Source organism: Heyndrickxia camelliae (assembly GCF_002844575.1).
Classification (GTDB): domain Bacteria; phylum Bacillota; class Bacilli; order Bacillales; family Bacillaceae_C; genus Margalitia; species Margalitia camelliae.
In genome coordinates this window covers 219,152-233,405 of the sequence record NZ_PIQO01000002.1, presented here as the reverse complement: position 1 = coordinate 233,405, position 14,254 = coordinate 219,152, and the positions used below count along the sequence as shown (strand labels likewise).

The window sequence follows — 14,254 nt, the reverse complement described above, 5'->3', positions numbered from 1 at the left end:
CTCCTCCTTCTTTTTTTAACAGGGGAGATGAATCATCATGGGAAAAGTATTGTATGAAGGATGTCAATGGGTGACAAGATTGGTATGGGTGAACATTGCCTGGCTGCTTTTTATTGTAGCGGGTTTGGGTATTTTTGGAGTTATGCCTGCGACGATTGCACTGTATACCATTACAAGACGATGGGCTCAAAAGGACTTTGGAGTACCAATTTGGAATACGTTTTTTAAAGTATTTAAGCAAGAGTTTTATCGTAGTAATATCATCGGTCTGTTTTTTGCCTTAATTGGGGGATTCTTATGGATAGATGTAAGAATCGCAGGTGCCATGCAGGGAACGTTCTCCGTCATGCTGTACTTTTTTCTATACTTTTTGATCTTTCTTCTATTAAATGCATTCATTCACTTTTTCCCTATTTATGTTCATTTTCAATACTCTATCCGGGATTATATTAAACAATCTTTTATTATTTCAATCATTAGTCCCGCATCAACTATCTTGATTGCCGTTGGTTTATTTTTCATCGGATATTTAATGCGAAATATACCAGGATTGATTCCGTTTGCATCCGGAGTTTTGCCAGCTTATTGGATTATGACGGTGTGTTTAAGACGGTTTCGCAAGCTGGCTCCAGCTTTAGATCCGTCATGGGTGAACAACAATAACATTTATCCAATGGAAAAGTAACATCGTTAGCAAAGGTTTTTATTTGAAAATAAGATTCTATTGAAGTGCAAAAATATTATGCAAAGCTCATAGAAACAAATGGGGTGTATACATGTTCCTTACAGAGAGAAAATTAGAAGCTAGAATACAAGAGTTGGCCGCATTCCGATACAGGGATGCGATTACCCTCCCAGCCTTTTTATGCACAGAGGATGCAGGGGAAATCGGGGCATATCCTCCGCCACAAACAGGCTCACAAACAATGAAAATAGGAGATAGATGGCATGGGCGTGACCTTTATTTATGGTTAACCACTATTGTGGGTATCCCTGTTGAATGGTGCGGGAAAAAAGTACTTGGGTTATTTGACTTTGGCCGAACAGGCGGGGGAAATAATTCCGGTTTTGAATCGCTTTTATTTGTAAATGATCAACCCTATCAAGGAGTAGACTCGAATCATCAAGAAGTATTTTTTTCCGAAGAACATATTGGGAGTCAAGCAAAGTTAGATTTTCGTTTATGGTCAGGGCTTGAAGGCGGGGGTGAGCCACGTGAGCAGTATTATATGTTGAAAACGGCAAAGCTGTGCTGGCTGGATGAGCAGCTAGACGACTTTTATTTTACCTCGCTCGCAATCTATCAATCTATTAAAGAAATGGAAGCGTCACAACCGGAAAAACAAATGCTAACAACTACATTAAATGAGGCCTATCAACTAGTGGATTGGAGCATTCCCGGCAGCGAGGAATTTTATGAGAGCTGTATGGTTGCACAATCATATCTTCGTGAAAAACTGGAGGTAATGGAGAAAAATCATCCCGTTACCATCCACTGCATCGGGCATACGCATATCGATGTTGCTTGGTTGTGGAGACTGAAACATACGAGAGAAAAGGCGGCCAGATCCTTTTCTACCGTCTTGCAGTTAATGAAGCAGTATCCGGATTATTATTTTTTACAGATTCAACCGCAATTATATGAGTATATCAAACAAGACTATCCTGAAATTTTTGAAAAAATGAAAGCGCAGATCCAAGACGGAAAATGGGAACCTGATGGAGCCATGTGGCTGGAAGCAGATTGCAATATACCAAGCGGGGAATCATTAGTTCGGCAAATATTATATGGAAAAGCTTTTTTTCAAAAAGAATTTGCTAAGGATTGCAAGTATTTATGGCTGCCGGATGTATTCGGATATAGCTGGGCACTCCCACAAATTCTCAAAAAATCAGGGATTGAAACATTTATGACTACCAAGATTAGTTGGAATCAGTATAATCGAATGCCACATGATACCTTCTTTTGGCGTGGAATAGATGGCAGTGAAATTTTAACGCATTTCATCACAACCCCAGAACCTTGGAACCCGGAGGATTCATGGTTTTATACATATAACGGGTTGATTACGGCAAGAACAGTTACGGGTGCGTGGAAATCTTATCGAAATAAAGAAGTTAATCAGGATCTGCTTTTATCTTATGGTTATGGAGATGGCGGAGGCGGTGTAAATCGTGAAATGCTGGAATTGCGACGTCATCTTGATGAAGTACCTGGCATCCCGAAGGTAAAAACATCGACAGCTGGTGAATTTTTCAACATACTGCAGGAGCGGGTGAAAAATACAAGGGAATACGTTCATCGCTGGGATGGAGAGCTGTATCTTGAATATCATCGTGGTACTTATACTAGTCAAGCATACAACAAACGGATGAACCGCAAATTAGAACTAGCATACCGCGAAGCTGAATGGCTTAATGTCTGGAGTTCATTGGGACAATGGGAGCGGTATCCAAAGGAGCAATTAGATGCGGGTTGGAAAATTATTCTGCGAAATCAATTTCATGATATTATCCCGGGATCTTCCATACATGAGGTATATGAGGATTCCAAGTTGGAATACGCGGAGGCAGAGAAGATTGGAACAGAATGTGCCATTCAGGCATTAGAAAATATAATGGAAGATTCGAGCACCTCTTACACGGTTTATCATTCTTCACAGTGGGAAGACGAAAATATCGTCTTTATACCAGAGGATGATGATAATGGTCAGAGCGGATTTTGGACAGATACAAATGGAGCAAAGTTAATAAGCCAGAAAGCGGAAACAGGCTGGCTGGTCTTTTTGCCAAACGTTCCGCAATTTGGAATGCTGGAAATTAGGTTTGTTAAAGCAAAGGAAGAGGATAGTTTCAAAAACAATCCATTTGTTGTGCGGGAAAATGCCATTTCCACTCCATTCTACGAAATAAGCTGGAACGAAGATGCACAGCTGCAACGCATTTTCGATAAGGAAGCAAAGCGGGAAGTTCTTTCAGGGGATCAAAATGGAAATGTGTTCACCGTATATGAAGACAAACCACTCGCCCATGATGCTTGGGATATTGACATTTTTTATCAAGAAAAATATGAAATAGTGAAAAAGGTTATATCAAGGGAAGTGATAGAATGCGGAACTCTTCGAACAGTTATTCGCACGAAATGGAACTATCGCCAATCTGTAATCGAACAAGATATGATTCTTTATGCACAGAACAAACGCATTGATTTTACAACAAAAGTGGACTGGCATGAAAAAAGGAAATTATTAAAGGTACAATTTCCTGTCGATATCAGAGCGGTAGAGGCTACCTATGATATCCAATTTGGGAACGTGAAAAGACCAACCCACTGGAACACAAGCTGGGATATGGCACGTTTTGAGAGTGTCGGCCATCAGTGGGCAGACTTGTCTGAAGCCGATTATGGAGTAAGTTTATTGAATGATTGTAAGTATGGTTATGATATTAAAGATAATGTGCTTCGGCTTTCTTTACTTAAGGCAGCAACCTACCCTGATCCAACAGCTGACCAAGGGACCCATTTTTTCACCTATTCTCTCTACCCGCATCGAGGAGATTGGCGAGAAGGGAATACAGTGAAAGAGGCATGGTATGTGAATAATCCTTTACAAGCAGTAAAAGGGAAACCAAAGACAGATATCTCATCCTTTATGCAAGTGTATGCACATAACCATATACATGTTGATTCTGTTAAAAAAGCAGAAAACGAGGATGGAATCATTATAAGAATTCATGAATATAAGGGAAAACGTGGAGACGTTCAGATAGATTTTCCGTTTGCATGGAAAGAGTGGTCTGAAACCAATTTAATGGAGGAAGCAGTAACAGGTCCACAAAATGGTGTGTTGAATTTTACTATAAAGCCATACGAAATCAAAACATTTCTTATAACATTTGAATAATTTATCTATATGGGTGTCTGGCATATGAACTTGATAGCTAGCACCCATGTTTGATTGTTTCCTTTTTTGCTATAATAATAGAGAATTCATTGTCTGGAAGAAAAGTGGAGGGGATAATGCTGTTAAAAGTGATGGAGCAGTTTAAGAATCGTGTCTTCAATAAGGTACTGTTGATTTATTCCATAACGATTGTCCTCACCCTGTTTCTATTACTGCTTGTTTTATCAAGGTATTATACACAAGTAAAGGTGCAAGAGGAGCTCGATTATAATTCGAGAACATTGGAAAGAATTGAATCGACTTTTGACCGAAAGCATGAATACCTGCAAAGCTCGGTACGGGAGCTTTATATGAAAAATGATCTTCTTACAGATATTAGTTTTGCGCTTCAGCATACATATGGTGAATATCTTTCCTTTAAATTAAATAAATATTATGACAGTAATTCATTTGTACCCAATAATTTAGATACGTTTTTACAAACCTTTTTTAGCCAGGATAAGGATATTAATGCGGTTGCTCTCCGCAGTATTACCACGAATATCGAGTATTCTTTTATATTTAACCATAACCGTTGGAACAAGTCTCTTCCAAATGAAACGCAAGTAAGAAATGTCCTTCCAAATGAAATCATTGATGATAATGGAAAATACAAGAATACCTATATTTTTAATGAAAGTATTAATGACCCTGCCCTTCTAAAAAATATCGGTTATATTACCGTTTATTATAGCTTCGATGGTATAGAAGAATTACTGGACACCGCAAAATTAAAGCTTATAGGGTCTGTTTATATTTTTGACCGCAAAGGACATCATCTCTACTCCTCCGAAAAGGGCAGCTTGCCGGAGCCATTGCGCAAGCTTAGTTTTTCTACGAACTCAAGAGAAGTTCACTGGAATGGTCAAACCTATTACATGAATAGCTTGGCAGACAGGGAAACAGGCTATATGTACGTAGGCTTTATACCGGAAAAAGAGATTTCGAAGATTACAATCGTTCACTGGACAATGGTTTTATTTACTTCCTTATTTGCAATCATTGCCATTATTATCGCTTATTTTGCGATGAGAAATTATGCTAAAAGAATTTATGCCATTGATGCAACAATGAAGCAGGTAAAAAAGGGAAATTTAGCTGTCAGAGTGCAAAACGATGATAAAAAAGATGAACTTTCCACCATTTCCAATAGTTTAAATGATATGTTAGATGAATTAAATCAATATATTGATGACGTTTATATACTAACTATTGAACAACGGGAAGCAGAAATGAAAGCGCTACAATCACAAATTCAACCGCATTTTCTTTACAATACGCTCGAAGCAATCCGGATGAGAGCGGTGATGGATGGCTCTAAAACAACGAGTGTGATGATTTATAATTTAGCAGAACTGTTTCGCTACTCTCTTACTAGCAAGGATGTCGTAACGATAGGCGATGAAATAGAACATATTAAGAAATACTTAGAACTGATGCAAATTAGGTATTCGTCTCGCTTACAAGTCTATTACCGTATTCCAGATTGCTATTATTCTAATAAAATCATAAAGTTTACTCTTCAACCTATTATCGAAAATTATATAAAGCATGGTTTTAGGAAAGAAGCTAGCGATAATTGGATAGATGTGAAAGCCGAAAAAGGGGATTCTGCTTTGCACGTTTATATTGAAGACAACGGATACGGGATTTCGGCACAAAGACTGCGAGAAATAAAGGAAACCCTGGATTCTCCAGCGATGAAATCAGATTCTATTGGTTTAAAAAATATTCATGAACGAATGCAATTAACGTATGGGAAGGAATATGGCATTCAGATTGAGAGTGTAGAGGGAAAAGGGACTATCGTTGAGATTATCATTCCGATTCTTTAGGAGGTATTGGTATATGTATAATGTATTTCTGGTTGATGATGAACCGCTGATTATCGATGGACTTAAGGTATTGATTCCTTGGAAGGATCTCGATTTACAAGTCATAGGTACGGCACATAATGGGAAGGAAGCTTTGAAGAAATTAGAGGAATCTCCTTGTGATATTTTACTGACAGATATTAAAATGCCTGAAATGGATGGACTTGCATTAATCAACCGGCTGAAAAGAGTCCATCCTGGAACGAAATGTGTTGTCCTATCAGGATTTCAGGAATTTGAATATGTAAAAGAAGGACTTTCCTTAGGTATTGAAAATTACTTGTTGAAACCAGTTAACGAACAAGAATTAATGTCCACACTAAGAAATGCAGTGGAAAAACTAGAAAAATCATCTGTAGACGAAGAAGCCTATTTTGTTTTGCGGGATAATACGATTTGGAGATGGTTAAACGAGGATATTGATTCGAAGGAATGGCGCGATAGATTAGAATTGTATCAGCTTCAGTTTGACGAATGTGATACGACTGTATTAGTTATTCAACTGATGGAGAATGATTCACTTGGATCGGAAGAGTTATATACCTTAAGAACTCATATTGAAAAAAAACTCGAAAATGTCTGTATCGTAAATCCAGAAGGGGAATTTGTGGTACTCGTCACCTCCCATAATCAGGAAGAGTGCTCGAAAAAAATCAAAACGATAGAGGTGTTACTAGAACAGGAAGGGATTGATTACTTTATCTTTAAAGGCTCTACTGTTGCCTATATGAATGAATGCTATCAAAGCCTTTCTGTCGCTAAAAAACTAACATCATTTCGGTTGTTACTTAAGGGGAGTTGTGTCATTTCGGAAGATGATATGAATCCTTATAAAGAAGGGTATATAGAAAACCACGAATCTATTCAGCAAATTATCAAATGGGTGGTAACAAAGGAAAGTTCACAGGCGATAAAAGAGGTCAAAAGAATCATTAAAGAATTTGGCAATCAAGTCTCCTTTATTTCTCCTCATGGGATTCAAAGTTTCGCGATTGAACTTGTCACCTCTATTCAAACGGAAGTAATGAAGCATCCGAGTGAAAAAATAACAGAATATGTGAGAGAAATTATTTCCGTTCAATCTCTAGGTAATTTAGAGGATTTACTAGTTTCATATATTGAAAGTACAGTTCGTCATTTACAGGAACAATCGGAAAATGGCAGTCCCATTATTCAAAGCGTACTGAAGTTTATTCAGGAACATTATCATGAAGAGCAATCCTTAAAAACTCTGAGTCAAAAATTCCATGTCAATTCCATTTATCTTGGCCAACTTTTTCATAAAGAGACCGGCTACATTTTTTCCGATTATTTAAATCAGCTAAGGATTCATCACGCGAAAGAGCTACTGAAAGATACCTACAATAAAGTCGGCGATATCGGAAAACAAGTAGGATACTCAGACTCTACTTATTTTTACAAGCAGTTCAAGAAAATAATCGGGGTAACCCCGAAGGAATATCGGCTGCTAGCATTACAGAAAACAGCAAAATAGTTGCCTGGATTCAGCTAATGAGTGCCATAAGGGAATCTCAAGAAGTGAAAAAATGCTTTGCTGCTGCGTAACAAAAAAAGTGGTGGCAATTTTGGAAGTAACTAACCGTACCCTAAAAAATGGGTACGTTTTTTATTTATCGTTAAACGCATTTTAAAGAGATTTTTTGGCTGTTTTCGGAAAATTATACTAGTAAACAAGAAGCCCCGCCTTAAAACGAAAATAAAAGCGTTTCACACGTGTTCTCAATAATAGATTAACGATTTTAAAGATAAAAATCCCCAATCGATTGGTTTTCCCCCTGTTTTGAGGTGGAAGCTGGCTGGGGGTGTGGGGGGTAGCCCCCGCATTGCGTAACTAGATAAAGCATAAGAGCCATCTTTAGACGGATGAACGGGCCTTTTCGTGTAAGAACTTTTTTTGATTTTGAACTGGCACGAAAACAAGAGAAAATCGAAGGAAATGAGAGATTGGTATTTTTCATTATCCGGCTGATTTGTGACTATTTCCCAAACGGAAAACCCCTGAATTTGCCCGATTTTGGTCGAATTCAAGAGTTTGGATGTTATGTTAACTTATAATTTCTTTATGTTATTTATACTGAAAATAAAATATCCAAATGATAATTGGAAATCCAAACCCAACAATATATTGAAAAATAAAAATTAAAATAGAATGAGGTAATCTGGATTTCTAAAACATAGACGAATAGCATCAACTGGATTTAAAATACTAAATATCCCCCAAAATATAACCACAATACACGCAATTAAATAACCAATCGAAGTATTTTTTAACATTATTTCATTTTTTCTTTTTATCAATAAATTTTATAATAGAGCTTCCAATAATTATTGCTAACACAAGACACCAAAAATATAAACTTATGTTCTTGGGTAAAAATTTCAAAATCCATATAGAAGCCATAATTGTTGCAAGAATAAGATATTGTATTCTTTCATTGTATTCAAACTTCTTTAAATTTGAAATGAGGATAATATAACCTATTGGCGGAGTTACAATACAAAAGAAATATAAAGAACCTTTTTTTAAATACCACGGTTGTTTCTTGCCCATAGTGTCAGTGTTCTTCCTCTCTAATAAATTATTTAACTCCTATGATACATTAAATAGGAAGAACCATCATTAATGTTTTAGCAAGACCAGAGGCTAACCAATCAGGCATACTAGGAACTAATGTTTTTATTCCTCGTTTAACTAAATTTTCAGCCTGTATCACTAATATCTCCAAAGTTATCTAAAACTTTTATTAATCCTACTGTTGTAATAACTTTTTTCCGATGTTTTTTAGTTGATGATTTTACTTGTAATAAATCTATCCCTTTATCAATAGCACTAACGATTTTTTTAGCGTATTTTTTAAAACTTTTACAAGTGCCTTGGCAGCTATGGATCCCTTTCCGTAAGGTTCAATTCCAGTTTTGTCTCCAACTAAATCCCTAATATCTTTTTGAGATAAAACATTTGTAAATAAGTTATCAGATTCTTTAATTTCCTTTTTTGATAATCCTAATTCTTTTGCCTTCTTTGTATCAAATTTATAAATACCATTTTCATCTTTCACAAGACATTGAATTATGGTATTAGTAAGTTCATTAAATTAGTGGGAAGGAAGCCATGTTCCTATTCCCGACGCACACTAGTATTGGAATAATAGTCTAGAACCATATTTAAATGAATAAAGATTTGCAAGCGTTTACCTGTTGTCGGGAGTGGATATGGCAACAGGTTATTTTGTATGGAGAATGGTAAAGGGATCCGGCACCATTTCCTAATTTCATCTCCCCAAATTAGTACAGTAAATCTAATAATTGTTAACTTTTTAATCTATTTTCCTTTCTATACAATAATAATGAAAAGGTTTTCAATATGGAAAGGAGGGGCTTTGCGGCAGTGAAGAAATTTATGAAAGAATTATATAAAAATCGTGTTTGGCTCCTCATGGTTTTACCTGGAACCATATGGTTTTTGTTGTTTTCCTATCTTCCGATGTTTGGAACCGTTATTGCATTTAAGAACTTTCGCTATGATCCAAACGGATTTTTCTCTAGTATTTTTAACAGTGAATGGGTTGGGTTTGATAATTTCAAGTTTCTTTTTAGTACGAATGATGCTTTTGTCATTACTAGAAACACAGTATTATATAATGCGATCTTTATTATATTAGGTTTAATACTGGGCGTTGGTATTGCCATTGTCTTGAGTGAGCTGGCCAATAAGAAACTTTCAAAGGTCTATCAAACCGGAATGTTATTCCCGCACTTTTTATCCTGGGTAGTGGTGAGTTATTTTGTTTACACATTTTTAAGTGCCGATCGTGGTTTAATCAATAATCTCTTAGAGTGGTTTGGTGGACATCCGATATCCTGGTACAATCAATCGAAATACTGGCCGTTTATCCTTGTCATTGTAAACATGTGGAAGGGCGTCGGATATGGAAGCATCGTCTATTTAGCTGCTATTGTTGGTATTGATCGCACCTATTATGAAGCTGCTATGATTGATGGAGCAACGAAGTGGAAACAGATTAGGCATGTGACAATTCCAATGATCACTCCATTGATTGTCATTCTAACCATCTTAAATGTTGGGAAAATATTTAATTCTGATTTTGGACTTTTTTATCAAGTCCCTCGTGATTCAGGTCCATTGTTCTCAACGACAAATGTTATTGATACATTTGTCTATCGCGGATTAACGACAATGGGGGATATTGGAATGAGTACTGCGGCTGGTTTATATCAATCGGCAGTCGGCTTTATCCTTGTTCTGTTAACCAATTATATTGTAAAGAAAATTGATAAAGAATATGCCTTGTTCTAAAAGTTTCGTGAAAAATAGCTTATGAAAGGAGGGAGACCGCTCAAAAAAAAGCGGTGTAAATATATGACAACATCTCCTTCAAATTCGGAGGTATCAGAAGTAGTGGAAAGCAATCTAAACTATCAAACGATACCAAAGGCACGAAAAAACAAAAAGTATAATCCGCATGGCCTTGGTAAAGGAACCAATATCATTATGAATATTATCTTGGCTATTTTTGCGATAATGTGTGTATTTCCTTTTATTTATGTGATTATCATTTCCTTTAGCAATGAGAAATCACTAGAATCGAAAGGCTTTCAGTTGATCCCGGACAAATGGAGTACAGATGCATATACGTATCTTTATCATATGGGCTCCCAACTATTGAATTCTTACGGTATTACTATTGTCGTTACCGTTTTAGGGACGATTATCAGTGTACTCATGATTTCCTTTTATGCGTACGCCATCTCAAGAAACCAATTTAAATATAGAAAGTTCTTTACGTTTCTAGCATTTTTTACAATGCTATTTAGCGGAGGATTAGTACCATTCTATATTGTTACAACTCAATTTCTGCACTTGCGAAATACTATATGGGCATTGATTCTGCCATTAGCTGTAAACGCATTTTATATTCTCATTATGAGAACCTTCTTCCAGCGTTCCGTTCCAGAGTCTATATTGGAATCAGCTAGAATGGATGGGGCAAGTGAATGGCGAATCTTTTTTCAAATCGTTTTCCCGCTTTCCTTGCCGGGAATTGCGACCATTGCTTTATTTAGTACACTTGGTTATTGGAATGACTGGTTCAATGCCCTGTTATTCATCGATAATCCAAAATTAGTTCCATTACAATCTTTATTGATGAAAATCGAAAATAATTTGGAATTTATTCGTCAGAACACGGAAATTTCTGCAAGTCAGCAATCCTTACTTCAATCATTACCACAAGACGCTGCAAAAATGGCGATGGTGGTTATTGCTACTCTTCCGATCGCTGTGGCATATCCGTTCTTCCAAAAGTATTTCATCAGGGGTCTGACAATTGGAGGAGTCAAGGAATAATGGTACACACAATAAAATGATGCAATACGATAGGCTTTAATAGTTAATCAGCTTTTACCCTGTCCAACATTTGCTGTCAGGCAGATTAACTAACCATATAGATTCACACAAGAACAAGGGGGAAAAAAGATGAAAAGAAGGTTACTAGTATTTTTAGTTTTCATTCTTGGTCTATCAGGCGTTCTAGCTGCTTGTAGCTCCAATAGTGAAAAAGCCAATGGAAAAGGCGACAAACCGTATGAAATTACTTGGTATATGATCGGGACTCCTCAAAAGGACACCGATAAAGTAATGGCAAAATTAAGTGAGTATACAAAGAAAAAAATTAATGCAACCGTAAAAATGAAGCAAATTGATTGGGGAGACTACGATCAAAAAATGCAAGTAATTATTGCATCTGGCGAAACATTTGACATTGCTTATACCAGTGGTGCAAATTACGTATTAAATGCCCAAAAAGGTGCTTTTGTACCGGTTGATAAACTATTAAACACAGTTGGAAAAGATATGAAAAAGGCAATTGACCCGGCCTTTTTAGAAGGAGCAAAAATTGATGGGAAATTATATGGAATTCCGTCCAATAAAGAGGTAGGTCAACAAGAAGTACTAGTTTTCAATAAAAGACTAGTGGATAAATATCATCTTAATATTAAAAGTGTTCATACTCTAGCGGACTTAGAGCCATTATTAAAAACTATTAAAGAAAATGAACCAGATGTCACACCAATTGCTACCTTTAAACCATATTTACCATTTGACTATGTATTAGGCGACGAGCTTCCAATGGCATTCCCTCTTGAAGGGGACACTGGCAAAGTTGTAAATTTCTTTGATACAGATATAGCCATGAATACATTAGAGACAATGCATAAGTTTTATAAAGAAGGATTTATTAAAGCCGATGCGGCAACAAGCAAAGATCCATGGCCAATGGAAGTCCAAAATTGGTTTGTTCGTAAAGAAATTTATCAGCCATATGCAGAATTATTATGGTCCCGTTCTGCAGGATATGATGTAGCTGTTCAACCTTTATCGAAACCAGTAACATTTAATGGATCTGTAACAGGTGCGATTCAGGCTATTTCATCTACTTCTAAAAATCCTGAGAAAGCAATGGCATTCTTAAATCTACTGAATACAGATCCATATGTTCGTAACTTAGTAGATAAAGGAATTGAAGGTGTTCATTATAAAACATTGGATGATGGCAAAATTGAAGACTTGCCAGCACGTGTGAAAAACTACAATATGCCGACTTATGCATTAGGAAATCATTTTATCTTGAAACTATATGAAAATGATCCTAAAGATAAGTGGGAAGCATTTAAGAAATTTAATGAAGAATCTACTCCAGCACCATCTCTAGGATTCTATTTTGATACAACACCTGTAAGAACAGAAATTGCTTCCATTACAAATGTATCGAAGGAATTTGCTCCTGCCTTATTGACAGGTAGTGTGGATCCGAAAGAATACGTGCCAAAAATGGATAAAAAATTAAAAGAAGCAGGTTTAGACAAGGTCTTAGCAGAAATACAAAAGCAGTATGATGCTTGGAAGAAGAAAAATGAATAATGATGAACCAAGCCGGACACACCCCGGCTTGGTTTTTTCCACAAGGAGGCATAAAAGTGAAAGAATATCATTTTCCAAAGGATTTTTGGTGGGGCTCCGCTTCCTCGGCGACACAAATGGAAGGAGCTGCAAATAAGGATGGCAAGGGGAAAAATATTTGGGATTATTGGTATGAAATAGAACCCAATCGTTTTTTCCATAAGATCGGTCCAAGTGAGACGTCGCAATTCTATGAGAGATATAAGGAAGATATAGCCTTGATGAAGGAGCTTGGCCATAACAGCTTCCGCTTTTCCATTTCATGGTCCCGTTTAATCCCTACTGGGGATGGAGAAGTCAATCTTAAGGCAGTACAGTTTTACAATCAAGTATTGGAGGAGCTAAGGAAGCATGGCATTGAACCTTTTGTGAATTTATACCATTTCGATATGCCTTTTGAGATGCAGGAGAAAGGCGGCTGGGAAAGCAGAGAAGTAGTGAAAGCATATGTGAATTATGCTGAAAAATGTTTCGACTTATTTGGGGATCGTGTGAATAAATGGTTTACCCATAATGAGCCGATTGTCCCTGTAGAAAACCAATATCTCTATGGACATCATTATCCAGCATTATGCGATTTTCAAAAATGTGTTCAAGCCGGTTTTCATTCTATATTGGCTAGTGCGCTCGCAATTCGCGCTTACCACAAAAAAAATTTAGGAGGACAAATCGGGATTATCCTAAATCTAACACCATCCTATCCAAGAAGTCAGCATCCAGCAGACGTAGAGGCTGCCACAATTGCAGATGCCTTTTTTAATCGATCTTTTCTCGACCCATCGGTAAAAGGAACTTTTCCAAGTGAATTAGTAGATGTATTAAAGAAGGAAGGGTTTATGCCCCATATAGAAGAAAGTGATTTAGAAGTAATAAAAGAAAATACCGTTGATCTGTTGGGCATTAATTATTATCAGCCTAGGAGAGTGAAGGCGAAGGAAAATCTCTTTAATCCAAATGCACCGTTCATGCCGGAACGATATTTTGAATATTATGATATGCCCGGGAAAAAAATGAATCTATATCGAGGATGGGAAATTTATGAGAAGGGAATATACGACATTTTACTCAATGTAAAAGAAAACTATGGAAATATTGAATGCTTTATTTCAGAAAATGGAATGGGCGTAGAAAATGAATCCCGCTTTTTGAATGAGGACGGAATGATTGAGGACCATTATCGCATTGAATTTTATGAAGAGCATTTAAGGTGGGTGCATAAAGCAATCCAAGAAGGAGTCAACGTGAAAGGCTATCATGTATGGACATTCCTCGATAACTGGTCTTGGCTAAACGCCTATAAAAATCGCTATGGTCTGGTATCCGTTGATTTAGATAATGACTTTCAGCGAACAGTAAAAAAGAGTGGTTATTGGTTTAAACAATTAGCGACAACAGGGGTTATCACTCAATAACAGGTATAAAACATTGACCAT

Annotated in this window: 9 protein-coding genes; 8 read left to right on the top strand and 1 reads right to left on the bottom strand. The window is 36.7% G+C overall.

What is annotated here, in order from left to right; translation table 11 throughout:
* Window positions 1-37 precede the first annotated feature (37 nt).
* The 4 genes from CWO92_RS04430 to CWO92_RS04415 all read left to right on the top strand — a co-directional run bounded on the left by CWO92_RS04430 (window position 38) and on the right by CWO92_RS04415 (window position 7,313).
* Window positions 38-685 carry a YesL family protein gene (locus CWO92_RS04430; RefSeq protein ID WP_101352989.1) on the top strand — a complete coding sequence of 216 codons (648 nt, stop codon included), beginning with the start codon at window positions 38-40 and terminating at the stop codon, window positions 683-685.
* Between the two features lie 91 nt (window positions 686-776).
* On the top strand, window positions 777-3,905 hold the full coding sequence (locus CWO92_RS04425; protein ID WP_101352988.1) for an alpha-mannosidase: 3,129 nt from the start codon (window positions 777-779) through the stop codon (window positions 3,903-3,905).
* Between the two features lie 116 nt (window positions 3,906-4,021).
* Entirely contained in the window at window positions 4,022-5,779 is a 1,758-nt protein-coding gene (locus CWO92_RS04420; RefSeq protein ID WP_101352987.1) for a sensor histidine kinase, read from the top strand.
* Window positions 5,780-5,792: 13 nt separating this feature from the next.
* Window positions 5,793-7,313 carry a response regulator transcription factor gene (locus CWO92_RS04415; protein WP_101352986.1) on the top strand — a complete coding sequence of 507 codons (1,521 nt, stop codon included), beginning with the start codon at window positions 5,793-5,795 and terminating at the stop codon, window positions 7,311-7,313.
* Window positions 7,314-8,649: 1,336 nt separating this feature from the next.
* Here CWO92_RS04415 and CWO92_RS04405 read toward each other — a convergent pair.
* The gene (locus CWO92_RS04405) at window positions 8,650-8,898 is read right to left on the bottom strand and encodes a hypothetical protein (protein WP_101352984.1); all 249 of its coding nucleotides are present in this window, start codon (window positions 8,896-8,898) and stop codon (window positions 8,650-8,652) included.
* Window positions 8,899-9,239: 341 nt separating this feature from the next.
* Here CWO92_RS04405 and CWO92_RS04400 point away from each other — a divergent pair, with 341 nt between their 5' ends.
* From CWO92_RS04400 to CWO92_RS04385, 4 genes are all read left to right on the top strand, one after another.
* Window positions 9,240-10,157, top strand: a complete 918-nt coding sequence (locus tag CWO92_RS04400) for an ABC transporter permease (protein ID WP_437177508.1) — start codon at window positions 9,240-9,242, stop codon at window positions 10,155-10,157.
* A gap of 195 nt (window positions 10,158-10,352) precedes the next feature.
* Window positions 10,353-11,207, top strand: a complete 855-nt coding sequence (locus tag CWO92_RS04395; protein ID WP_233269990.1) for a carbohydrate ABC transporter permease — start codon at window positions 10,353-10,355, stop codon at window positions 11,205-11,207.
* A 129-nt stretch (window positions 11,208-11,336) separates the two neighbouring features.
* Window positions 11,337-12,782: an ABC transporter substrate-binding protein gene (locus CWO92_RS04390; RefSeq protein WP_101352981.1), complete on the top strand. Its 1,446-nt coding sequence runs from the start codon at window positions 11,337-11,339 to the stop codon at window positions 12,780-12,782.
* Between the two features lie 56 nt (window positions 12,783-12,838).
* Window positions 12,839-14,233 (top strand): glycoside hydrolase family 1 protein, encoded by a 1,395-nt coding sequence (locus CWO92_RS04385; protein WP_437177505.1) that lies wholly within the window; start codon window positions 12,839-12,841, stop codon window positions 14,231-14,233.
* Window positions 14,234-14,254 lie beyond the last annotated feature (21 nt).

What these genes read in the sequence shown, in the direction of transcription:
- CWO92_RS04430 (WP_101352989.1), top strand. Translation starts at nt 38, where the DNA reads ATGGGAAAAGTATTGTATGAAGGATGTCAATGGGTGACAAGATTGGTA.
- CWO92_RS04425 (WP_101352988.1), top strand. Translation starts at nt 777, where the DNA reads ATGTTCCTTACAGAGAGAAAATTAGAAGCTAGAATACAAGAGTTGGCC.
- CWO92_RS04420 (WP_101352987.1), top strand. Translation starts at nt 4,022, where the DNA reads ATGCTGTTAAAAGTGATGGAGCAGTTTAAGAATCGTGTCTTCAATAAG.
- CWO92_RS04415 (WP_101352986.1), top strand. Translation starts at nt 5,793, where the DNA reads ATGTATAATGTATTTCTGGTTGATGATGAACCGCTGATTATCGATGGA.
- CWO92_RS04400 (WP_437177508.1), top strand. Translation starts at nt 9,240, where the DNA reads ATGAAAGAATTATATAAAAATCGTGTTTGGCTCCTCATGGTTTTACCT.
- CWO92_RS04395 (WP_233269990.1), top strand. Translation starts at nt 10,353, where the DNA reads ATGAATATTATCTTGGCTATTTTTGCGATAATGTGTGTATTTCCTTTT.
- CWO92_RS04390 (WP_101352981.1), top strand. Translation starts at nt 11,337, where the DNA reads ATGAAAAGAAGGTTACTAGTATTTTTAGTTTTCATTCTTGGTCTATCA.